This is a genomic window from Bacillus kwashiorkori (assembly GCF_001375515.1).
GTDB lineage: Bacteria > Bacillota > Bacilli > Bacillales > Caldibacillaceae > Bacillus_BK > Bacillus_BK kwashiorkori.
In genome coordinates this window covers 37,149-59,777 of the sequence record NZ_CTDX01000014.1, presented here as the reverse complement: position 1 = coordinate 59,777, position 22,629 = coordinate 37,149, and the positions used below count along the sequence as shown (strand labels likewise).

Genomic DNA, 22,629 nt, shown 5'->3' with positions numbered 1-22,629 from the left:
ATCTATAAGGCAGCTTTTTAATTATTTTCCATTTTAAAACTGCAGAACGAATAACGTGAGCACAGCTAAGGACAACCGGCACGTCCGTTACTCCCCAAACATGACGTTGTCCCATTATTATTACTGCTTCGCTACTGTTCTTTTCAATAGTCGCTCCCAATTCGCCTTCCACGCATTACCCTCTGCAACAACCACATCATCTCGGTATAAATATCTTTCATATTGTGCCGTTAATGCTCCCATATCAGAGGAATCAAAAAACATGTCCACTCTATTAGCAAAATGTCGTAACGTCTCTCCCGCTTCTATATCAAAGCCATACCTATTTAGCTGCTTAACAAGTGCTAAATAAGCTTTCCCGAAAGATTTAGAGTCGTTAGTAATCTTGTATCTTAATATTAAGTAATATGGTATCCAGCGCCTTCTAAAAAAGAATAATAAATAGCCGATGAGTATTATTAAAAACACAGAGCTAACAATCCATGTTAACTGCTCATTAATGAAGTTTACAAAAACAGAATGATTAACTTTAGCAGTTGAACTATTTACAGGTTCTTCCTCAATTTCTGGCATTTCAGGCTTTGTAGGTTGTGGCGATTGTTCCGGACTTTCCTCTTGATTAATCGGTTTTTCTTCTGAAGTATCATTTTCAATATCAAGATAGAAATTAGTTAAATTGGTAAATCCCTTCGTTGGCTCAAATGGAACCCAGCCTACACTAGGAAAAAATACTTCCACCCACGAATGGGCATCATTATTCGTAATCTCGAAATAGCCATCCAGCTTGTGATTACCGCCATTATAACCTTTCACCCATCTCGCCGGAATATTAATCGAGCGAAGTAACACTACCATCGACGTGGAAAAATTATCACAATAACCAATCATTGTTTCAAACAAAAATTGGTCAACATAATCGTCCGTTCTACCTGGAACAGCTACTTCTTTCGTATCATACGTAAAATTAGGCCCTTTTAAATAATCTTCAATCGCCCGCGCCTTTTCATACCAGTTCGTTAATCCATCTGTCAATTCAACTGCTAGACTATGCACACGTTCTGGTAAACTTTCCGGCAATTGAGTATAACGGTTTAGAAAATCCCCGCCAACTCCACTACTATTCGTCACTTTTTTTAACGCATTAATTTCAAAATTCGGTTCATAATACGTTAGAAAATACGTACTGGCTGAATCAAAAAATGATTGGTAAATCTTTTCATTAACTGTATTTACCATAAATTCGGTACTTTCTTCTTCAAAAAATATTTTGTCCAACCCTTGTGCGTAAATAATATGTGGTTGATTTCCTAGAAACGACACCTCTGCATGCGATAAATTCTCATTTAAAAATTCTTGTTCAGCTGCATACAGGAAACTTCCTGAACTTCCATCATGCAAAACCATATTATCTGCTTGGGATAGCTCCCAGCCTTTACCCGTATACGTGTCCTTCGTTTCTACGCGCCAATAATGTTCACTTTCGGATTTCCCTATAAACACAAGCGATTCATCATGAATAAATGGACCACCTAGTTGTGAATCATCTTCATCATACCCAATTTTACTAATTCCACCTAAACCGATGCCACCACCACCGCTACCTTCTCCTTGGACATAACCTTCCAAAAATGGAAAAGGATCCGGCCACTTTGGACTAGCTTTTGGTACAACTGCACCAAAAAACATACTGATAGCTAAAAAAGATGCTACAGGAATAAGCCATTTCCTTTTGAAATAATTCGTCATTTGAATATCTTCTTTGTCTGAAATCTGGTATAACCCGAGCATTCCAATTGTTGCAAAACCGAATATCAGTGTTCTTACAATAGCAAACTTTCCATCATATGCAGTAAATGTGTCAACTAAAGTAATATAGATTATCGTCATAGTAAAGAAAAAAAGAATATTTTTTCGAACAATGAGCCAGTAGCAAAATAAATAAACGAGCGACCAAATTAGCACAAAAAATATACTCGTCCGAAATAAATCTGTCATGCTCATCCAATCGGCCTGTATCATCGCTCTTATATTAAAAATAAAGTCTTTCCATAATTCCAAAAGAAAATTGAGTTTGAAAAAGGAGATTTGCAAATAGAAAATATTCAATACTACGACAATATAAAAGGTCTTAATAGTGAAACTAATATACCATTTCACATTTAAATAATTTAATAGAAAGGAAAGGGCAAGAAAAAAAAGAAAAACCCCTACCCTTGATACATCTCCAAAATGAGTTATTGGCCGTAGCCATTCCCATAGGAGCATAAACCCGATGAAATGTAATATAAAAGATTCGACACTTCTAGTTTTAATCGTTGTCACCTTTGCTCACCCCTTACAAAGGCTTGCTGGAATTCACCTTCAAAAATTATTTTCGCGATAAAACCCCTTTGCCGAGCTAATTGTAATATTGCATATTCTTTTTCAGTCACTCGAACATTCTTTCGTTTTATTAAAAAAATTGCTGTACTATTTTTATTCAATACTACCTTACTTAACGTCTCCACTACTTCATTGGAAATTTCGGTTAATATAATAAAAGTAGATAAATTTTTATGAAAAAGCCGTCTTTCTGATTGCAATATTTTTGCAAAAGGTATTTCCGCATCATCCTCAACTTTTGCTAAAAAATATTGTAATGTGCGTTGTTGAAATGCCCCCCGTTTTATTGGAAAATAATCTTCTGAAGCGCCTGAAGAGTATAAACCGATTTGTGCTCCTTTTTTCAATACTGCTTGAATAACGGACGCTGAAAAATTGACTGCCACATCAAAAGAGCCATTTGGTGTCCGGTCCAAAGCTAAGATAATATCATGTGATTGCCTTTGTTCAAACTCCTTAGTCATCAGCTCATTTTTCCTAGCACTTGCTTTCCAGTTAATCCAAGAAAACCGATCCCCTGGTTCATATTCTCTTAAACTTATCGCCATCGTTGAATCACGTTGAACTTTATCTTTTGTAGCTGTCATTCCGTGATCAAATTGTGCCTCAAACGGTTGGTAATGTAAATCCTCCGCCGCTGGATACACTAAAATCCGTTGCTTACATTCAAAAAAGGCCGACTTTTCAACTAAGCTAAATAAGTCACCTGTCTTAATCGAACATCCATAAAACACATATTCTCCACGGGGTATTTTTTCAATCGTGTATTCATGAATGATTTCCCGCTTAAAATTAAGAAATAACAAAAACTTATATTTCCGACTCGTTCGCCTCAACAGTTTATCGGAAACTTTATCTTCTAAAATAAGAAACAGAATTGGAAAGCTGTTATTTCGTGAAATTTTCAACTGAACAGAAATTTTCTCTCCAGCATTATATTCTGTCTGTTTTAACATTCTCTCCACTTTTAATTTTTTCAGAGGATAAAAACTAAGGCAGAGTGCATAACAGGAAAAAGGAATAAAACTCGCAAACAAAAACCAACTAACAAAGCCTCCTTGAAACATTGCATAAGCAAAACTAGCAGTAATAAGGATAATCAGCAAAATGTATTTGAAAACTTTTGTGGCTTCCCGTTTTACTCTTTTCATCCTTTTACATACCTCTTAATTGGAACTTGAACTTGTGTTAATATGGAATAAATCAATTCTTCTGCTGATATACCTTCATATTTTGCTTCGGATCTTAAAATAACCCGATGGGCAAAAATATACGGTGCTAAAAATTGGATATCATCAGGAATAACGAAGTCCCGATTGTGTAAGAAGGCATAACTTTGTGCCGCTTTCATTAATGCAATGGAACCACGAGGACTAACCCCTAAATATACTTGCGGATGGTTACGAGTTTCTCGAACTATTGCAATAATATATTCTTTAATGGAAGCATCGACAAACACATTTTTCACTTGATTTTGTATCTCTATTAATTCCTCCGTTGTAATAACCGAATCCAAGCTTTCAATAGGCGCTACCTTTTCTTGTCTCGTTAATACTTCCATTTCTTCTTCAGCAGTTGGATAACCCATCTTCATCTTTAATAAAAATCTATCTAATTGTGCTTCTGGGAGAGGATAGGTTCCTTCATATTCGATAGGGTTTTGCGTAGCCATAACGAAAAAAGGTTGTGGCAGTTTGTACGTATAGCCATCGATTGTAACACTTCCTTCTTCCATTCCTTCTAGTAAAGCAGATTGTGTTTTAGGTGACGTACGATTAATCTCATCCGCCAAAATAATATTTCCCATTATTGGTCCAGGGCGAAATTCAAATTCCATTGCCTTTGGGTTATATATAGATACTCCTAATACATCGGAAGGTAATAAATCTGGTGTAAATTGAATTCGCTTAAAGCTCGAACTGACTGACTTGGCAATTGTCTTTACTAACATTGTTTTTCCGACACCTGGAACATCTTCTAGGAGAACATGACCACCAGCGAGGAGAGCTGTCAAACTAAGCACTGCTTCCCTTCTTTTTCCGATCATTACTTTTTCAATATTTTCCATTACCTTTGCTACTTTTGGCTGTAAAGTTTCTGTTATCATCAAACCCCTCCAGTTGGACTAACTATACTTATTTATTCGAGAAAAATACTTAAATACCTGCCACTATCTTTTATATCAAGAATTACTAGATTATTTAAATTATACATGATTTTGTAACGATGTTGAAAAAATCTAAACTATTTTTTTGATAGACAATGGTAAAATATAAGTGAAGTTTATAACAAGAATTCATCACGGACTATGTGCATATATTCAATTACAACAATTTACCTGCTTTGTTTAACTTTAACATGTAAATGATATGAATATTACACGAAAGGAGTATTTTTAATGAAAAGAATATTAGACTGTACCGCTACGGATTTTCGGGCAATGTCAGGAACAGATTTAAAACAATCGATTGAAGCGGCGGAAGGGAGAACCATTATCGCTGAAGTGGTTGTTACTGCAACACCACTTTACCCTGGTTTAACAAATGCGGAATATGCTGCTGCATTTGGTGCCGATATGATTTTATTAAACTTCTTTGATGTCAATAACCCAAAAGTAGAAGGTTTAGTAAATGTTGCTGGGGAAAATTTAATAAAACGACTAAAAGAACTTCTTGGTCGTCCAGTAGGGATTAACTTAGAACCAGTGGATATTCATGCACGTGCCGCAGAAACTTTGGAGTCTTTGCCGGTTGGAAGATTAGCGACGAAGGAATCATTGGCAAAGGCGAAAGAATTAGGAGTTGACTTTGTTTGCCTAACGGGAAATCCTAAAACTGGCGTAACGAACGACGAAATTGTCACCGCGATAAAAAATGCGCGCGATGTATTTCATGACGATGGCTTGATTATTGCAGGGAAAATGCACGGAGCAGGAGTGAAAGGAGAAGCGAGCGGAAAAATCGTATCTAAGGAAATCGTCGCAAGCTTCGTTCAAGCAGGGGCTGATATTATTTTAGTTCCAGGGGTCGGTACAGTGCCAGGAGCTACTTTAGAAAAAACAACCGAATTAATTGAAACGGCGCAAAATCTTGGAGCACTTACACTAACAACTATCGGAACTAGCCAAGAGGGGGCAGAAAGAGAAACGATTCAACAAATTGCTTTATACAATAAAATGGCAGGAGCAGATCTACATCATATTGGGGATGCTGGTTTTACTGGTATTGCTGTCCCAGAAAATATTATGACCTATTCTATAGCAATTCGTGGCAGACGGCATACATATAGAAGAATGGCTGCATCCATTTTACGTTAAAACTTACACTGAAAATTTACTTATGTCATCGCTCAAACAAGCTCGTCTTAAGCTACAAATCGTTTTTTAGAAACTTGTAAAGTATTCAACGACTAATTCGGTCATCCTAATTCCGAATTTCTCTCACAAAAAACACCCATCAGTGGGGACGTTCCAGTCAATCTAGTTGAGCTGTATGTGATCGTACCCCACTGATATTAATTTTTGAAGCAATCGTTTTTTTAAGCACTTTTTTGCGAACAAGAACGAGATGATTTAGATAAGTCCCTCCAATTTACTTGAATCAAAGACTGGATTAGCTGCTAATTGAATAAACCCATTCCCGTACGAGTGGTATTCGTTGCTGGAACATAGACTGATTGAATAATAGTACGGTTGAACTCTTTCCCGGAAATCGTTTTTCCTTGAATATCAATCGTTATATTATAAATTCCTTCTCCTAAACTATTAATAGTTAAAGCATTAGATAAATCATTCGCCGCTGCTTTTAACCGTTTTACTTGATTTGCTTTCATATCCATAAACTCTACTTGCACGGTTGCAGATAATCCTGCCTTATTTAACAATTGATTTTTTTCATTAAAAATAACTTGAATGTCTTTATCTGTTTTCACTTCAACGTCTAAAGAATGGTTAGTGGCACTATCAAAAATAACGCTTAAAAAATAATGTTCTTTTTCATTATTAGCTACAATCGTCCATGGACCCGCTGCCGGATTTTGAATATTTATCATATGATGATAGCTTCCTTGAAACACATCAGTAGCATCTTCGGCTGTTGTAAAAGTGGAATACTCTTTCCCATTCGGATCAACTAATGTAAGATTCGATTTTTCTCGTTCACTCATCCAATCAACCGTCATTTCATTTACACCATCTTCTACAAAAAATGTCTCTTTTACCGACTGTTGATAATTTCCGCCACGATAGTATGCTGAAATCATTTTTTCCTCCTGTTTCCTTTCAATTTTTGATACTGCATCGGTTGAGTTTAACCGCAAATATGGAGCGAAAATGGAAAAAGTCGAACTACCTTCTTTGATCGTTGTATGGTTCCAACTGCCCACTCTTAATTCTGTCCCATAAGGTAATCTTGAACTAGCCACTGTGACAAGACCGTCATTTTGCCCATATTGACTTAAATATAAGCCACCCCAATATAACGCACTTCCAAATGAACCCCATTTAGTACCAGCTAGTGTGTAAAATGGCACCTTTCTCGCATTTGCATGGCTATCTGTTTCGTTTCGGAAATTTGTCATGTAACTCGTCTGTAAGGAAAAGGTTGCATCATTTTTACTGCCAAGTAGTGATGCCATCCAACCAGCCCATGAGGAATAAGCTAAATTTGCCACTTGTGAGCCGTGATGAGGCGAACCGAGTGTAATTACCCGTTTGACATATGTGTGGGCATTGTAATGAACGAGGGCAGACTGAGTATCTAGTCCCCCTTTACTATGAGCAACAACGACTAGTTTTTTCCCGCCGAAATGGTTGTAAATTTCCCGCAACTTAGTCGCTAGTAGTTGTCCGTTATCCCACATGTTTTTCGTTGGGTACAAGTTAATGAATGCTGTTTCGTAGCCATTTTGATAGGCGACTTCATCCATATCATTATTATCCCGCCATGTCGAAGAAGAACTATTCAACCCGTGAACAAAAACAATTGGCGCTTTATTTGGGTCAATGTAGGACGGGGTTGGTCCAACAAACCATTCTCCTGGATTGGTCGAAGGCTCCCCCTTTCCTAAAGACCCTGCAAACGTCTGTAACGGCAAAACTAATAAAAATGCGAACAACATAAGACTAATACGTTTTACCATTTAATTTCTCCTCTCTGCATGAAAAATGGAAAGTGCTAACAATCATTGATTGTGCTATTCATTATCAGTCGCGACATACCTTATTAAACTATATGTGAAGTTAATGAATACTTGCTGGGAAGATAGGACTAATTTTTTGAAGTTTCATAGGGGCTATTTTAGTTAACTGTGTTTCGTTTTTGAAGCATTCGGTTTTGCGTTTATTTAGTATGAATAATGTGTCTACTTGAGGGAAGCACGCCTCGAACCGATTCAGTTGCACCTCTAAATTCACTGGGTTCATTGAAAAAAATAAAAAAGCCATGTAGACACGGTATCCAATAGAGAAATACAGATGTTAGTTAATAATGCTAAAAATAGATACTTTCAATCAAAAGCAAAATATATCTCTTATAATCCAAGCAATTTAAGGGAAAAATAAAAAAACCTCAAAATGAGGTCGTTTTATTGCTTGATTACACTTAAGAATTTTCAATTTTTTTCACTAGCCAACTTTTACAAGCCAATCCCGTTTCATGATAAATTTCTTTTCCAATTTCCAATCTTACGCTTCTATTTGAATTTAGGTATCGTGGCTCTTCGTTTTGGATGAACAAGGTATTTTTATCTATCCATTCCATAGAAAAGTTACTTTTTGCTTCACTATAATAGATAGTTTGCACATTATTTTCATCGTTATTGTAAGTTACATTTTCCCATATAATTACCCCTCCAGCTGCACCACCATAGACCTTGTAGTACGCATTGGCAGTATACTCCTTTGTCGGAGAAATAAGAGGTCCTTTGTAGAATCCACCTTTAAGATTATTAAATGTAAAAAAGTAATTTTTATATACAACTAATCCAATAAAAATAAGGGGGTACCACTAATAAAGCGATTAATAAAATTTTTAAAATATATGATTTCCCCCCCATAATTACCCCTTTTTCATATTTTTTAGTTGACCAATTTTATTTTCCTTCCAGTGATAATTTTAACGTGTCCCTAACGTATTAACAGTAAATTTTAAATTAGTTTTTGTCCACAGTTCGGACAGAAGTTGGCCCCTGTAGTCTTTTCTCCACAATTCGGACAGAAATTCGGTTTTTTCTTTACACCATCATTTGTCTGCTGGGCGTTTTCACTATTTTTGTCAGCAGGAACTGTTTGGTGACTTTGTGCAGTACCCTTTGATCCAGCTTGAGTTCCGCCACCTTGTTGGTTCATATTTTTCATCATCTCACCGACCATATTCATCCCGACCATCATACCGGCCATGTCAGAAGCAAGCCCGCCACCTTTTACATTACCCGATGCAATCCCATCGGTCATCGAGACTTGTTGGTATCGAGCCATATCACCAATCATTCCATGGGAGGCAGTTTTAGTGATCATCTTTTGAATTTCTTCTGGATAATTAAAGCTCATGACTTGGAAACCGGTAATTGTCATCCCACTATGAATGATTTCCATATCCAAATCCTCTCTAATCCCTTTTGCAATTTCATAAGCATTTGCTTGAAGATTGAACATATCTCTCCCTTCACGGGTAATCCACTTCATTAATAGCTGATCCAAGATGGAAGTAATCCGCAATTTCACATCATCAACTAAATAGGAACTTTTCACCCCGGCAATTTGGTCAATTAAAGCAATGTAGTCATTCACTTTAAATTGAAAAGTTCCGTTTGCCCGAATAGGTATTCCACCAGGCAACCCTGGGGTAGGTATGTTAATCGCATTTTTCGTGCCCCATTTCACTGTAAATTCCTTCGTATTAACGAATAACACTTCCACGCGCATGCCGCTATTAAACCCAAATTTAAACCCTTTTAATGTCGATAAAAACGGGATAATTTCCGATTCGATATTGTACTCTCCTTCGTCCGTAAATATCCCCTCAATTTTCCCGTTATATAAAAATATCGCATCTTGACCTGGGCGAATAATTAATTTACTGCCCTTCTTTATTTCTTTATTACTCCATTTCCAAAAAATCATATCGGTGCGAAATTCTTCCCACTCAACCACATTGGCAAATTGATTGCGAAAAAATGCCATCTATTATCACTCCTTAATAAATCTGTTAATCACGAAAAACTAGCTTTTGTTGTATTATTTCAGTTTTTCTTATATACCATAAAACTTAAAAACTTCGCTTGCTCCCGCTATGGGAGTGACCGCCAGATGTAAACCCACCACCGCCGCCACCACTGCGGTTATTATTCGTTGGCTTTCTCACTTTCGTTACAGTCGTTCGGATATATTGATCTCGTCTGCTCAATACCTTTGAAGTATTCGTATCACGGTACGTCCTTTCGTTCACAGTCACTTTTCCACCTGAATTTGATAGCATAATTCCGACTATGATCGCTGCTAACCCTACAGAGACAGCCAACTGGAACCACCATTCAAAAAGAACACTATTTGGACTTATCCAATAGGCAATACCCATATATTCGTTAGCAGTCTCAATAAATGTTTCGAACGCTTCATAATATTGACCTGCGCTTAAATATGGAACAATTTGATCATTAATTAAATCAAGTCGTTTATCGTTTAAATATTTTTCTCCTTTATAAAATCCAGCTAAATATACCTCTCTATTTAATGGATCTTCTATATCAATCGTGATAATGGCTGCATTACCGTGTCTTTTATCAAAACCGAGACCTTTTTCATCATAAAAATCTTGCATAAACTTTTTAACATCACGGCCTGGTCCTTTTTCTTTCGTTGTTAAAATAATAAAGTCTGTTTCCCGCTCCACACTACGTTGTTCTGCTAATTCCTCCAACTGTTGTTTCTCTGCTGAAGTTAAAATTTCTGCAAAATCATACACTCGCTGTTTTGACGGTGTTTCGGCACTGGCAATACTAGAGAATGGCAAAAGAAAAGAAATGGCGATAATAGCGATGAAACACATATACAATATACTTCTCCATCTCACCAAAAACCACCCCCTAATAATAGGGAGACTATTTTCAGTGTAAGGAAAGTAGTACCAGCAATTCCACCAAACCATGCTGCCACTTTTCCATAACTAATCGGTACTTTCCCCACGACTTTACCCGTCTGGCCATTCATCGCAAAAATATATTCCGACCGTTTAAAGTCATAACTGACCATCCAAACTGGGAGTAGTACATAATAACTTCGCCGTTGATTCGTACGAATATCTTTTTGTTTATAATTTACCGTCACATATTCAGAAACAGTTCCTTTAATGAATGACTCAATATATCTATCAATCTTTGCCTTTGCTCTTGGCAAAAGCTGATTAGAATCATAATTATATTTTTCTGCAATATATCCGGCTAAATAAGCCGTTTTAAAATTATTCAGCTGATCATAATTGTATGGTTCAATTTTGTCCATTAATTCATCATTCATTTTTTCCGAAGCGTCTACCGGAACTTTTACATAATCTAAATTAATATTCCGATACACGTCATAGTATTTTGTTTCTGTATAAATATAATCACCACGGGTATATTTTCTTACCTTCGTTCCAATTCCCGATATTTCAACTTTACTATTTAAATCGTAAAACCAAAATGGCACATACATACCTGTAATACTTTTTATCCGGTCTGCAGTCATGAAATCTTTCGGAGTGAGCCGCCCATTTTTGCACCATTTTTTAAAAGCTTGCACCGCTTCTTCACGACTTACAGTAAATGGGATAACCTTCGTTGGCGCGAGTACTCCTGATAATCGGTCAGAAAGTACTACACCCGCCCCACAAAAGCTGCACGTAGTCGCGGTTGTATCCGCATCAGTAATTAATGTAGCACCACAGTTATTACAATGATATTCCTTCGCTTCATCCTCAGAAAATTGTGCACTTATATGATCCTCGGAAAAATCTTCTATCTTATCCTGTCTGCCACAACTGGAACATAACAAAGTGCCTGACTCACTATCAAAAGCCATATCCGCACCACAATCCGGGCATTTGTAATGAATAACCAATGTAATCACCCCCAGTTAAATTCTATTATTCCATCAACTAATTTTCTTTTTTTCAGTGTTGCCTCTTTCATTCCTTTCGTAGAATAAAAGATAATTATCGTTGAAGTTTATTTCAGCTTCATCCTTTCACACAACGGCGACCTAGGGATTTTCATATTCGTTTAAAGGACTTACTTAATAATATACCACCGATAACCCGCTTCCGAATTTTTCTGCAAAAAAGCCGTAGCAATAGCTACAGCAATATGTGGAATTTTTAACTCTTATGCAAATTGACAACGAGTGCATTATTCGTTATTCTTCATTTTTTCTTTTAATGCCGCCAGTTCATCATCTATTTTTGAATCACCATTTATTTTTGCTTTTAGCTGTTCCAATTCATTATCGACATTAATATGACTTTCATATTTTGCTGTTAGATCTTTCATTTCATCAACCGGACTGCTATTCAATTCCGCCATGGCCTTCGCTTCATCTAATTGTCTATTCACTTTTTCTTCCATTCGACTAAAGGCAGAAATCGATTGATTCGCACCAGAAATGGAAGAACCAATTTTATTCATTCTTTGCTGGGTTTTTGCAATAGCAGCCTTCCCTTTTATCATTGCCCGACGTGATTCCAATTCATTTATATCAGCAACTAATTTATCATGCATTTGGCGCATTTGTTTCGCATTATTGGCCGCTAGTTCGTAAGCAGTTTGTAAGTCAGCTTCTTTTTGTGCATATACAGCCTTTCTTTCCAAAAACTTCCTTGCATCTGCTTCATTTCCCGCAGTTAGTGCCTTTATTGCATAACCTTCCATTTTTTCCACTTCACTTTGACACTCTTCTAAAGCCCTTTTTGCACGCTGTTCTTCCGCCATAATCGATGCAGTTTCTGCTTTTACTTTTCCTAAATCACTATTCAAGTTCCGTAAATATTGGTCAACCATTTTTTCTGGATCTTCCGCTTTATCAAGTAGTGCATGTATATTGCTTGCCATAATATCCTTAAACCTTGCTAAAATTCCCATTTTCCTATCCCCTTTCAAATTATAATTGACATTATTATATACTAATCTCGACTATAAAAGGTTTCAAAAAAAAATTAGCGGTTAGTCAGTTTAGATATAGTCAAGAACAGCAATCGGTTAAAAAACTTTTATCCTTCGTATTTTTTAATTATCCAAAGTAAATTCAGTCGAATACTTCAAAAAAATGTAAAAAAATTACACTAAACTATTGCCTAAAATAACCAATAGTTCTATGATTAGGATGAGAGTAAGTTTTGCGATTTTATAGGGGAAAAATATGATTAAGGGAGGAAAATTTACATGATTTCCAAAATAAATCCCCTGAAAGCGCTTCTATTAATTGGCGGTATCATTTTATCCGTTGCATTTTTTGATCAGTCTAAGGCATTTGCTAGTGAAATCGAACATCAAGCTATAGTAAATAATCATCATATTTCTATCTCAGCAGAAGACTATGAGAGATTGTTAGGATTAGGCTTTCTAGATAACGAAATAATGAACATGGATTTGGAAGAGTACGAGTTAAATGAAAATCTAACTGGTGAACTCCTCGTCACAGATACAGTGTATATTAAAACAATTGAAAAAGATTCGAGTCTGCTTCCTGATTCTTTTCTTGCAAACAACGATAGAAAATCTGCTAAGGATATAATGGAACAAAATACAGAGGTTATTGGTTCAATAGAAATGACGAAAGAGGATTTTGAAAAAGAGGTGCGTTTGGCGAAGGAAAAACTAGCTGAAACGAATATTATTTCCCCTTTTGCCACAGACTCTTATACAACTTCGTATAAGACAGTAACAACTAGTGTAAATAAATTGTCTAATTCCACTTTTAGGGTAAAAAATAATTGCAATTGGTCTATAATGCCCAAAAATCGCAGTTATGATGTGATAGGTGTAGCTTTAAATCATAATTGGGCAGGTAATAAAGGTTCAGAATACGGAAAGCAAACATGGAAATTACATGATTTATATGATAATACATTTTCCACTGGTTCTGCAGTTTATAGCACTTCAAAGGATGCGTCGTACTGGAACCTCGGTATGGAGGGTTTTTCAGTTAAAATGAATTTAAAAAACGATGATTATGCTATCGTAGCTGGATTAGGATATATAGGCTATAAAGTATCATCTTTAGACTTATATATGTACTATTCAGTTGGAAAAACAATAACAAGCCCTGCACGAATTGATGCTTATGGGCGGTATGCTCATGCTACAACAAAAATAAAACCATCATTTGGATTTGGTGTCACTACTAGTCCTGCTGTAGGATTTAACTTTTCTCTTGCAAAATCGGATAACTTTGACATTACAAACAAGACTGTTGCAACATTAATTTTTTGATTACTTCGGGATTAATATTAGTTTAACCAAATGAGGATAAAACATCTAAATCCTATAAACCTTGCGTTTAACTTACCCTCAGAAGAGGCTCGTGAAGTAGGAAGCTTCCTTTACCCGAGCCCTTTTCAATTTCTCTCCAACAATAACCTAAATTTATCAACAAAAGGGTCAGGATCTCTCAACTGTTATGTCCCAGCCTCTTTGACTTTTATCATTTATTTACGGATTAATCGTTCCAACTTTGGTTTATAGACCCGTTAGTTTAAATAACTCTACTTTACTATCAACGTATTTTTATATTTTAATCGCATACTGTTCCTGACGCATAGTAACATTTAAACCTCTCTTATAGCTTAACTTCAAAAAAAGCCCGTGAAGTAGGAATTTCCTTTTCACGGGCGCTTTCATTTTCATTCAATTTTTATTTAGGCATGACCATTTCCGCTGGATTAACGAATTCGTCAAACTCTTCACTAGTCAAATAGCCGAGTTTTAATGCCGCTTCTTTTAAAGTAGTACCTTCATTATGTGCAAGCTTAGCAATTTGTGCTGCTTTTTCGTAACCGATATGTGGATTTAAAGCAGTTACTAGCATTAACGATTCTTTCAAGTATTTGTCAATAACTTCACGATTTGGTTCAATTCCTACCGCACAATGTTCATTGAAGGAACGAATTCCATCTGCTAATAGTCGTGCACTTTGAATGAAGTTATAGAGAATAACCGGTTTAAATACGTTTAATTCGAAATTACCTTGGCTTGCTGCAAAACCAATCGTTGCGTCATTGCCCATTACTTGTACTGCAACCATCGTTAACGCTTCACTCTGGGTTGGGTTCACTTTTCCAGGCATAATGGAGGAACCTGGTTCATTTTCAGGAATCGTAATTTCACCAATTCCACATCTTGGACCAGATGCTAACCAGCGCACATCATTGGCAATTTTCATTAAATCTGCCGCTAGCGCTTTCAATGCACCGTGAGCATAAGTAATTTCATCATGACTTGTTAACGCATGGAATTTATTATCCGATGAATAAAATTCTATACCTGTATAGTTAGTAATCTCCTCTGCTACCATTGCGCCGAATTTTGGATGTGTATTAATCCCAGTTCCTACAGCGGTACCACCGATAGCAAGTGCCTTCATTTTATCCGTACTTTCCTCGACCATTAGTAATGATCTATCCAACATATGTACCCAGCCGCTAATTTCTTGGCCTAACGTTAATGGTGTTGCATCCTGTAAGTGAGTGCGACCAATTTTGACGATATCTTGAAACGCTTTTGATTTTTCTTCTAATGTAGCTTTAAAGTTTTTAATTTCTGGAACTAAGTTTTTCGTAACGAATTCTACCGTTGCGATATGCATGGCTGTTGGGTATGTGTCATTTGAACTTTGACCCATATTCACATCATCATTTGGATGAAGTTTATGTTCAGATCCTTTTTCACGTAAAATCTCATTGCCTCTGTTAGCAATTACTTCATTTAAGTTCATATTCGACTGCGTACCGCTTCCAGTTTGCCATACTTTTAGCGGAAAATGATCATCATACTTTCCTGCAATAATTTCATCGGCTACTGTAACAATTGTATCTGCCTTTTCTTCCGGCAATTTTTCTAATTTTTTATTAGCAACCGCACAGCTTCTTTTTAAAACTGCAAACGCTTTAATTACTTCGATCGGCATTTTCTCAATCCCAATGGCGAAGTTCATTAAACTCCTTTGCGTTTGTGCACCCCAGTATCTATCTGCAGGCACTTTCACTTCTCCCATCGTATCTCGTTCAATGCGATAATCCATAATTACCCCTCCTAATATTTTTCCAAAAAAATAACTCCACTTCTATTATAGTCAATCTCTGCAAAGTAATCGAATAATTTGCTAGATTTTAAGATTATCCATGTCACATTACCAACCTGCTAATACGTCTGTAATATTCACTCAGCCTGTACTACATTTCGCTTTTTATTTTTTTTCGTTATACTGGATAGGTGGTGTGTGTTTAGATTACTTTTCTAAAACATCTTTGTTCTTAGGATTAAGAGATAAATCTAGGTTGACTGGAAGGGAAAGCGTCCACCCGAAGCGAATAATCAACCTTTATCAAAAAGTCATGATTAATTTAACGTCCATTTTATGAAATAATAATTTTAGCTCACGGAAAGGAGTAATTATGAAATCACTTATACTTGCAGAAAAACCGAGTGTAGCAAGAGAAATCGCCAGGGTGCTCGGTCTTAAAAATATAAACAAAAGCTACATCGAAGGAAATCAGTACATCGTCACTTGGGCACTCGGGCACTTGATAGAACTGAAAATGCCAGAGCATTATGATAGTAAATACAAAACTTGGAAATTAGAGGATTTGCCAATTGTTCCCGAGAAAATGGGGCTCAAAGTCATTAAACAAACGAGCCATCAATTTCGTGCTATCGATAATCTTGCAAAGCGAAAAGATATTAAAGAAATAATCATTGCTACTGATGCTGGACGGGAAGGGGAATTAGTTGCCCGATGGATTTTGGAAAAAATTCGTTGGAAAAAGTCAATTAAAAGACTATGGATTTCTTCCGTAACAGATAAAGCAATTCGCGATGGATTCAAAAATTTACGACCAGGTGAACAATTTAATAACTTATACGATTCTGCTGTATGTCGGGCAGAGGCAGATTGGTTAATCGGGTTAAATGTCACCCGCGCGTTAACGACTAAATACGAAGATCCACTTTCTGCCGGTCGTGTACAAACACCGTCATTAGCACTTATAATAAATCGGGAAAAACAAATTCAAAAATTTGTTCCTATTCCCTATTGGACAATTAGTGCCAAATTAGGTTCATTGCTTGCCGTTTGGACTAATGACTCTTTAGAACAGCGAATTTTTTCTAAAGAAAAAGCAGCAGAAATAGTGGAGAAGGTGGAACACGGAAGTGCTGAGGTAATGTCAGTTACACGGAAGGAAAAATCTGAACAGCAACCACTTCCTTATGATTTAAATGAGCTACAACGTGATGCGAATAAACGGTACGGTTTTTCCGCCAAGAAAACATTATCGGTTTTACAAAAATTATATGAACAACATAAACTAGTTACTTATCCACGGACAGATTCCCGATATTTAACGACAGATATGGAAAATACAATGTTGGAACGACTTCAAGCGTTATCTGGCGCTTACGACGAAGTTCGCCCGCTCATTCAAAATAAAGGGAAAGTATTAGCAAAACGGGTATTTAATAATAACTACGTATCAGATCATCATGCGATTATTCCAACAGAACAACGCGTGCATCTGAGTGATTTAGACAATGATGAACGGAAAATTTATGATTTAATCGTTCGGAAGTTTTTAGGTTTATTTTATCCGCCATATAAATACGAAACTGTACATGTAAATTTCCTTGTTAGTGGAGAAAAATTTACGGCAAAAGAAACGATAGTTAAACAACTAGGATTTAAACAACTTCAGAATACGGAAATCGATGCTACTAGTACAAAACTAGGTGAACTTCGTGTTGGGAACAAACTATCTGTTCGGTCAGTTGACCTGGAAGAAAAATTAACCGAGCCACCACTGCGATTTTCGGAAGCCGATTTACTCGGACAGATGGAAAAATATGGGCTTGGTACACCAGCAACCCGAGCGGAAATTATCGAAAGACTTTTGGAAACGGAAGTAATTGAACGAAATAATGGACGCCTTTTTCCTACTCCAAAAGGAAAACAGTTAATCGAATTAGTTCATGATGAGTTAAAATCACCGGAGTTAACCGCAAAATGGGAAAAGGAATTAGAGTTGATTGCAAAAGGAAACGCGAGTCCGAAGAAATTTTTGGCCAATATTCGAAAACAAACGGAGAAATTAGTGTCTGATATAAAAAAGAGTGACATAAAATACCGCGCTCACAATTTAACAGGTTCTAAATGCCCAGAATGTGGGTCATTTTTAAAAGAACGAAATACGAAGGAAGGGAAAATTCTTGTTTGTTCAAACTTGTCTTGTTCCTTCCGTAAACATAAGGAACCGAAAAAATCCAATCGGCGATGCCCACAATGTCATTCAAAAATGGAGATGCATAACGGGAAGGCTGGGCTATACTTCCAATGCCGCAAATGCAATATTGTAGAGCAGGCAGAGGAAAGGAAAAAATCTGTAAATAAACGAGAAGAAAGAAAATTAGTGCAAAAATACACGAAAAAAGAAACGTTTGGTACGGCGCTCGGTGATTTATTAAAACAGGCGTTGGAAGAAAAAGGCGATTAATCTTTATCTTTTTGATATTAAAATAGAAATGGTGCAAGCAATGCCCGTCTCAAAATGAGGCGGGTTTTTTTGATTGAATGTCTTAGTAAAGAATAGTGGAAATACGAGCCTTTATCTATATTTTTTTATCATTACATATATGGAGACAGAAAATCACACTGTTTTGAAAAGCGAACTTCGGGGATGAATCGTGATTGGTTGGGGGCACTAAAATAAACGAGTTCTTTGCTCCTATTTCATAATTTACTTCAAAAAATGGCACAGTTTTTCAGTCACCGCTGATTCGACCTTTCTATCATATTTAGCAAGTAAATATGCGCTCAAAACTTTATTTCACTTATATTTAACACGATTCAAATTTCTTGTGTTATGATTTTTATAATTATGAAACTTTTGCAATTTGGGGACTGGGGGATATTTATGAATGAATCCGTAAAAATAAAAAGGGCAACGTACCATCTTTGGACATTTGTGACGAGCAAATTAATTTCCACCTTTGGGGCGCAAGTGTATTCCTTTGCGATTAGTTTTTATATTTTACAGTTGACGGGATCTGCCACTAATTTTGCCACGAACTTAATTTGTGCTATTTTACCAAGGACATTGATGGCTCCATTTGCGGGATATTTAGCAGACAATTATTCACGAAAAGCCATTGTCATTATTTCACAAATTATTACTACCTTGGCGATAATTGGGCTGCTGATCGTCAGTTTGACTATTGGTTTGTCATTGATTGCTATCTATACAACAACTTGTATTTTATCGGTAACCGCTACCTTTTCTGGAGTAACCTTTACTTCATCTATTAGCAGACTTATTGATGAACAGCGCATTCAAAAAGCAATGTCATTAAATCAAATGTCCATATCCTTTGCTGCGATTGGCAGTCCTGCTGTCGGAGGTATTTTATATGGTAATGTTTCTATGCCCGTGTTTTTAGTTATTTATATTATTGCATCGATTGTCGCTGTTTGTCTTGAGGCGACGATGGATTTTAATTTATTCTCAAAACATAAAGAACAAATAAGTGATAGAATGGATAATCAAAAGGAATCTGTTTGGCAAAATATGAAAGCAGGAATTAGCTATTTAAAACTACAGCCGATTATTATGCTTTTAGTTTGGATATCATTAATTATTAACTTTCTGTTTGGGGCTTTTGAAGTTGGCTATTCATTTATATTAATAGAAAAATTGAAAATCAATTCCGAGCATTTTGGTTTTACCCAAGGAGCGTTTGCAGTAGGTATGCTATTACTATCCATTTACTTTTCTGCTAGAAAAGAAGTGCGCTATCCAATGCTTGTCTCAAAATGGGGCATTCTTTTTATGGGTGCCGTTATGGGCGCAGTTAGCATCCCTTTACTAATAACCTTTTCCTATATTGGTAATTTTCTTTATTATATTATTTTAATGTTTACATTCGGATCGTTAGTTATTATTGTTAATACACCTATTCAAGTAATGTTGCAAAAGAAGATTGATGACGAATATAAAGGAAGGGTTTTTTCCATTATCGAAACAATGGCAATGGCATTAATGCCTTTAGGAATGGTTTTATTCGGTTTGCTATATGACGTCTTACCCGCCCAATGGATATTAATTTCTTCAGCTACTTTACTCATTACAATCGTACTTATTCTTGCAAGGCCGTCCGTTGTAAGGCGGGCACATCCAGAATTAGAGAAAAAGCACGGGAAACCTACTGAAGTAGAAATGCCGTTATAGTTGGTTTTATTGTTTCTTGGTATTTTTATTCCTTAGTTCTGTATTTTTACAAAAAGACTTTAGATATAAAAATAGGGTTGTCTAAAAAGTAAAATTTACTAAGCAGAAAATTCTTCTACTTTAAATAATCCCTTATAGACAACCCAATTATTTTAAGAAAAAATTCCATTACTGAAAGTCTAATTGACGAGCGTTTATCTTAATTTTATATATAAACTTTATACTCCAACTGAAACAGTTTCAGGCAAGGTACTACCACCATCAATAACAATACCAGTTCCTGTTATGTAGCTAGATTCATCGGATGCAAGGAATGCGGCGAGCTCTCCTACTTCCTCAATTTTACCTAAACGACCGAGGGGCACTCCACTGGCAATCCCATCGATGACTTCTTGCGGATTTTCTGGGTTTGATTCTTTTGCGATTGATTCCGCCATTGGTGTTAAAATATATCCTGGCAAGATTGCATTTACGGTTACATTGTAACTTGCAGTTTCTCTAGCTAGCGCTTTCGTGAAGCCCATGACAGCTGCCTTTGTCGTTGCATATGCTGTTTCTCCCTCATCCGCAACCATTGTTCCTGTTACGGAAGAGAGATTAACAATTCTTCCATATTGTCTTTCTTTCATATAAGGTAATACCGCTTTTGTAACATTCCAAACCCCGTTAATATTAATATTAAAATGGAAATCTCGTAGTTCCTCATCCATATCTAAAAAGTTGGCCAGTCGTGCTACACCTGCATTATTTACTAATGCGTCAATTTTTCCGTACTTATCAATTACCTTTCTTACTCCAGCGGTAACATTTTCTTTGTCGCTTACATCCATTTTGACAGCCATCGCGTCATAACCTTTTTCTTGTAATTCCTTTTCCACTACAAACACTTTGTCAGAAATATCCGCTAAAATGACAGCTGCACCATGTTTTGCTAACACCTCGGCAATTCCTTTTCCATTCCCCATTGCCGCTCCAGTAATAATAGCTACTTTTCCGTCCATCTTTTTCATGAAATCACTCTTTTCATTTATATTCAATATTATTATACGATAAAATGTATTGCATAAAATAGCGAATGTTCAAGATTAGACAAATTGTCAAATATCATAATTACTCTAGTTACTACTTATTGAAGAAATTAATAGGACTTTATCTCCAATCTGCCTGAATTTGTCCGAATAAAAATGGTTGGGTCATTCGCCACTGGTTGGTTTATTTTTCCGATAATTTTATTTTCCTTACTAGTTAAATTCACTTTCAAACGCGGATCCATCTTGACACGATTTGGTCTTATATTGGCATCGAGCTGAAATTTCATATCTAATGGAGTAAAAAAGGAGATTTTCCCTGACGTATTCTTTATGGATACGGGACTTGTTATTTCAGTCATTCTCACACTAAGATTACCCGATGTCATTTCTATTTTTCCTTCTCCTGAAAAATTTTCCAGTTTTATATCTCCCGATGTTCCAGTAATAGAAAATTTTTCTCCAGAAAAGCCTTCAATAGTACTAGTTCCTGAAGTAGTAATTAATTGAAATGTTTTCGCTTCAAACGGAGACATTTTTAATTGTTTACTAGTTACTTCAATAGCTACTTCGTCATAATTCCTCTTTGGAATATTGATTATCAGATCTAACTCCCCTGTCATCCATTTTTTACTAATTGGTGGATTAATAATCGTATGGAATGTAGATTCTTCCATCCAAGTTTTAATTAATTTTTCCTTTTCTCCTTCATTTCCGCCAAATTCCCCATGCAATTGCACGGTAATAATCTCGTCTTCTACTGTATTAACAATTAAATTAGTACTTGGGGCAGATATATTGATAGATTGTAGCCCTTTCAAATCCTTTTCTGTAAATTCATAAGTAATATTTATTTCTTCCCCCTTTTGAGGCATACAGCCCGAAATTATCATGATCAATCCAGTTAAAATGAGAACATAAAAAGATTTCTTCATTCGCTCTACTCCTTAAAAAAATTCTCTCACTGAATTCCCTATGAACATAACAATCAAGTAAAATTATTGAATGGTCCATCCACCGTCAATTACAAGATTATGTCCTGTAACCATTCTTGAAGCTGAAGAATTTAAATACTCTACTGCGGCGGCAATATCGTCTGGTGTAGCATAAGTACCTAATGGTATTTTTGCTAATTCCTCGTTAACATATTGATTACTTTGCAGTATATGTTTATTTTTATTTGTCAAAACATATGTTGGCGAAATACAGTTCACTCTGATTCGAAACGGGGCTAATTCTAATGCTAATACCTTCGTTAGTTCAATTAAGCCAGCTTTACTAACACAATACGGAAATCTTTCATAGTTAGCTACCATTCCATGTTGGGATGCGATTGTCGTAATGGAACCTTCAATCGAATTTAATACCATTCTTTCCGCAACTGCTTGAGTTAGCAAAAACGTACCTACCCAATTAATATTCATTACCTTTCGTAAATCTGCTGCTTCCCATTCAAAAAACTTTTTTAATATATTTATCCCTGCAACATTTACTAGTATATGAATAGGAGAACGAAGCAATATCTTATTTGTAAAATCGTGAATTTCTTCCTCTTTTTCTAAATTTAAAGGATAAACATCCACCATTTTATTTGCTGTTGGCGGTACTTCTTCTAAATTGGTCATCAACAGTCCTACTTGCTCTTCTATCTCCGTTGCAATTATTCTATATCCATTGCCTAAAAACTTTTTAATTATTGCCTGTCCAATCTCACTTGCTGCACCTGTAATTAAAACGGTCGGTTCCATTGTTTCCTC

General features: G+C 36.1%; 17 protein-coding genes. 4 read left to right on the top strand and 13 right to left on the bottom strand.

The window, feature by feature from the left end:
• Positions 1-120: 120 nt before the first annotated feature.
• From BN1242_RS05850 to BN1242_RS05840, 3 genes are read right to left on the bottom strand one after another with little or no spacing between them, the layout of a single operon-like run.
• Positions 121-2,322, bottom strand: a complete 2,202-nt coding sequence (locus BN1242_RS05850; RefSeq protein ID WP_062352713.1) for a DUF4129 domain-containing transglutaminase family protein — start codon at positions 2,320-2,322, stop codon at positions 121-123.
• Positions 2,319-3,533 carry a DUF58 domain-containing protein gene (locus BN1242_RS05845; RefSeq protein ID WP_062352710.1) on the bottom strand — a complete coding sequence of 405 codons (1,215 nt, stop codon included), beginning with the start codon at positions 3,531-3,533 and terminating at the stop codon, positions 2,319-2,321. The genes BN1242_RS05850 and BN1242_RS05845 overlap by 4 nt, the downstream gene beginning before the upstream one ends.
• On the bottom strand, positions 3,530-4,489 hold the full coding sequence (locus BN1242_RS05840; RefSeq protein ID WP_062352707.1) for an AAA family ATPase: 960 nt from the start codon (positions 4,487-4,489) through the stop codon (positions 3,530-3,532). The genes BN1242_RS05845 and BN1242_RS05840 overlap by 4 nt, the downstream gene beginning before the upstream one ends.
• 291 nt (positions 4,490-4,780) lie before the next feature.
• Between BN1242_RS05840 and BN1242_RS05835 the strand changes: the two genes are divergently transcribed.
• Complete coding sequence (locus BN1242_RS05835) at positions 4,781-5,698, top strand: DUF7916 family protein (protein WP_062352704.1); 918 nt, start codon at positions 4,781-4,783, stop codon at positions 5,696-5,698.
• A 302-nt stretch (positions 5,699-6,000) separates the two neighbouring features.
• Here the strand turns inward: BN1242_RS05835 and BN1242_RS05830 are convergent, their stop codons facing one another.
• The 6 genes from BN1242_RS05830 to BN1242_RS05805 all read right to left on the bottom strand — a co-directional run bounded on the left by BN1242_RS05830 (position 6,001) and on the right by BN1242_RS05805 (position 12,492).
• Entirely contained in the window at positions 6,001-7,521 is a 1,521-nt protein-coding gene (locus BN1242_RS05830; protein ID WP_062352701.1) for a PGAP1-like alpha/beta domain-containing protein, read from the bottom strand.
• Between the two features lie 461 nt (positions 7,522-7,982).
• Positions 7,983-8,369 (bottom strand): DUF5412 family protein, encoded by a 387-nt coding sequence (locus BN1242_RS13635; RefSeq protein WP_238985100.1) that lies wholly within the window; start codon positions 8,367-8,369, stop codon positions 7,983-7,985.
• A gap of 158 nt (positions 8,370-8,527) precedes the next feature.
• Positions 8,528-9,562 (bottom strand): SPFH domain-containing protein, encoded by a 1,035-nt coding sequence (locus tag BN1242_RS05820; RefSeq protein ID WP_062352695.1) that lies wholly within the window; start codon positions 9,560-9,562, stop codon positions 8,528-8,530.
• Positions 9,563-9,647: 85 nt separating this feature from the next.
• A complete protein-coding gene (locus BN1242_RS05815; RefSeq protein ID WP_238985099.1) occupies positions 9,648-10,451 on the bottom strand; it encodes a TPM domain-containing protein in 804 nt (267 codons plus the stop codon).
• Positions 10,448-11,476, bottom strand: coding sequence for a TFIIB-type zinc ribbon-containing protein (locus BN1242_RS05810; RefSeq protein WP_062352690.1), 1,029 nt, complete (start codon positions 11,474-11,476; stop codon positions 10,448-10,450). The genes BN1242_RS05815 and BN1242_RS05810 overlap by 4 nt, the downstream gene beginning before the upstream one ends.
• A 287-nt stretch (positions 11,477-11,763) precedes the next feature.
• Positions 11,764-12,492, bottom strand: coding sequence for a PspA/IM30 family protein (locus tag BN1242_RS05805; RefSeq protein ID WP_062352687.1), 729 nt, complete (start codon positions 12,490-12,492; stop codon positions 11,764-11,766).
• A gap of 300 nt (positions 12,493-12,792) precedes the next feature.
• Here BN1242_RS05805 and BN1242_RS05800 point away from each other — a divergent pair, with 300 nt between their 5' ends.
• Entirely contained in the window at positions 12,793-13,842 is a 1,050-nt protein-coding gene (locus BN1242_RS05800; RefSeq protein WP_062352684.1) for a hypothetical protein, read from the top strand.
• Positions 13,843-14,263: 421 nt separating this feature from the next.
• Here BN1242_RS05800 and fumC read toward each other — a convergent pair whose 3' ends face one another.
• Positions 14,264-15,649 (bottom strand): class II fumarate hydratase, encoded by a 1,386-nt coding sequence (gene fumC, locus BN1242_RS05795; RefSeq protein WP_062352681.1) that lies wholly within the window; start codon positions 15,647-15,649, stop codon positions 14,264-14,266.
• A 373-nt stretch (positions 15,650-16,022) separates the two neighbouring features.
• On the opposite strand from fumC, the gene BN1242_RS05790 reads away from it, so the two are divergent.
• A complete protein-coding gene (locus tag BN1242_RS05790; RefSeq protein ID WP_062352678.1) occupies positions 16,023-18,113 on the top strand; it encodes a DNA topoisomerase III in 2,091 nt (696 codons plus the stop codon).
• A 420-nt stretch (positions 18,114-18,533) separates the two neighbouring features.
• Positions 18,534-19,844, top strand: coding sequence for an MFS transporter (locus BN1242_RS05785; RefSeq protein ID WP_062352675.1), 1,311 nt, complete (start codon positions 18,534-18,536; stop codon positions 19,842-19,844).
• Between the two features lie 218 nt (positions 19,845-20,062).
• On the opposite strand, the gene ucpA is transcribed toward BN1242_RS05785, so the two are convergent.
• The 3 genes from ucpA to BN1242_RS05770 form a co-directional block, all read right to left on the bottom strand.
• A complete protein-coding gene (ucpA, locus tag BN1242_RS05780; protein ID WP_062352672.1) occupies positions 20,063-20,854 on the bottom strand; it encodes an SDR family oxidoreductase UcpA in 792 nt (263 codons plus the stop codon).
• A gap of 128 nt (positions 20,855-20,982) precedes the next feature.
• A complete protein-coding gene (locus tag BN1242_RS05775) occupies positions 20,983-21,807 on the bottom strand; it encodes a DUF4097 family beta strand repeat-containing protein (RefSeq protein WP_062352669.1) in 825 nt (274 codons plus the stop codon).
• 63 nt (positions 21,808-21,870) lie between these two features.
• Positions 21,871-22,620, bottom strand: a complete 750-nt coding sequence (locus tag BN1242_RS05770; RefSeq protein ID WP_062352667.1) for an SDR family NAD(P)-dependent oxidoreductase — start codon at positions 22,618-22,620, stop codon at positions 21,871-21,873.
• Positions 22,621-22,629 lie beyond the last annotated feature (9 nt).

Excerpts from the sequence above, each read along its gene's own strand:
- ucpA (WP_062352672.1), bottom strand. The coding sequence starts at position 20,854 with ATGAAAAAGATGGACGGAAAAGTAGCTATTATTACTGGAGCGGCAATG.
- BN1242_RS05800 (WP_062352684.1), top strand. The coding sequence starts at position 12,793 with ATGATTTCCAAAATAAATCCCCTGAAAGCGCTTCTATTAATTGGCGGT.
- BN1242_RS05840 (WP_062352707.1), bottom strand. The coding sequence starts at position 4,489 with ATGATAACAGAAACTTTACAGCCAAAAGTAGCAAAGGTAATGGAAAAT.
- BN1242_RS05770 (WP_062352667.1), bottom strand. The coding sequence starts at position 22,620 with ATGGAACCGACCGTTTTAATTACAGGTGCAGCAAGTGAGATTGGACAG.
- BN1242_RS05775 (WP_062352669.1), bottom strand. The coding sequence starts at position 21,807 with ATGAAGAAATCTTTTTATGTTCTCATTTTAACTGGATTGATCATGATA.
- fumC (WP_062352681.1), bottom strand. The coding sequence starts at position 15,649 with ATGGATTATCGCATTGAACGAGATACGATGGGAGAAGTGAAAGTGCCT.
- BN1242_RS05805 (WP_062352687.1), bottom strand. The coding sequence starts at position 12,492 with ATGGGAATTTTAGCAAGGTTTAAGGATATTATGGCAAGCAATATACAT.
- BN1242_RS05830 (WP_062352701.1), bottom strand. The coding sequence starts at position 7,521 with ATGGTAAAACGTATTAGTCTTATGTTGTTCGCATTTTTATTAGTTTTG.
- BN1242_RS05845 (WP_062352710.1), bottom strand. The coding sequence starts at position 3,533 with ATGAAAAGAGTAAAACGGGAAGCCACAAAAGTTTTCAAATACATTTTG.
- BN1242_RS05790 (WP_062352678.1), top strand. The coding sequence starts at position 16,023 with ATGAAATCACTTATACTTGCAGAAAAACCGAGTGTAGCAAGAGAAATC.
- BN1242_RS05785 (WP_062352675.1), top strand. The coding sequence starts at position 18,534 with ATGAATGAATCCGTAAAAATAAAAAGGGCAACGTACCATCTTTGGACA.
- BN1242_RS05835 (WP_062352704.1), top strand. The coding sequence starts at position 4,781 with ATGAAAAGAATATTAGACTGTACCGCTACGGATTTTCGGGCAATGTCA.
- BN1242_RS05820 (WP_062352695.1), bottom strand. The coding sequence starts at position 9,562 with ATGGCATTTTTTCGCAATCAATTTGCCAATGTGGTTGAGTGGGAAGAA.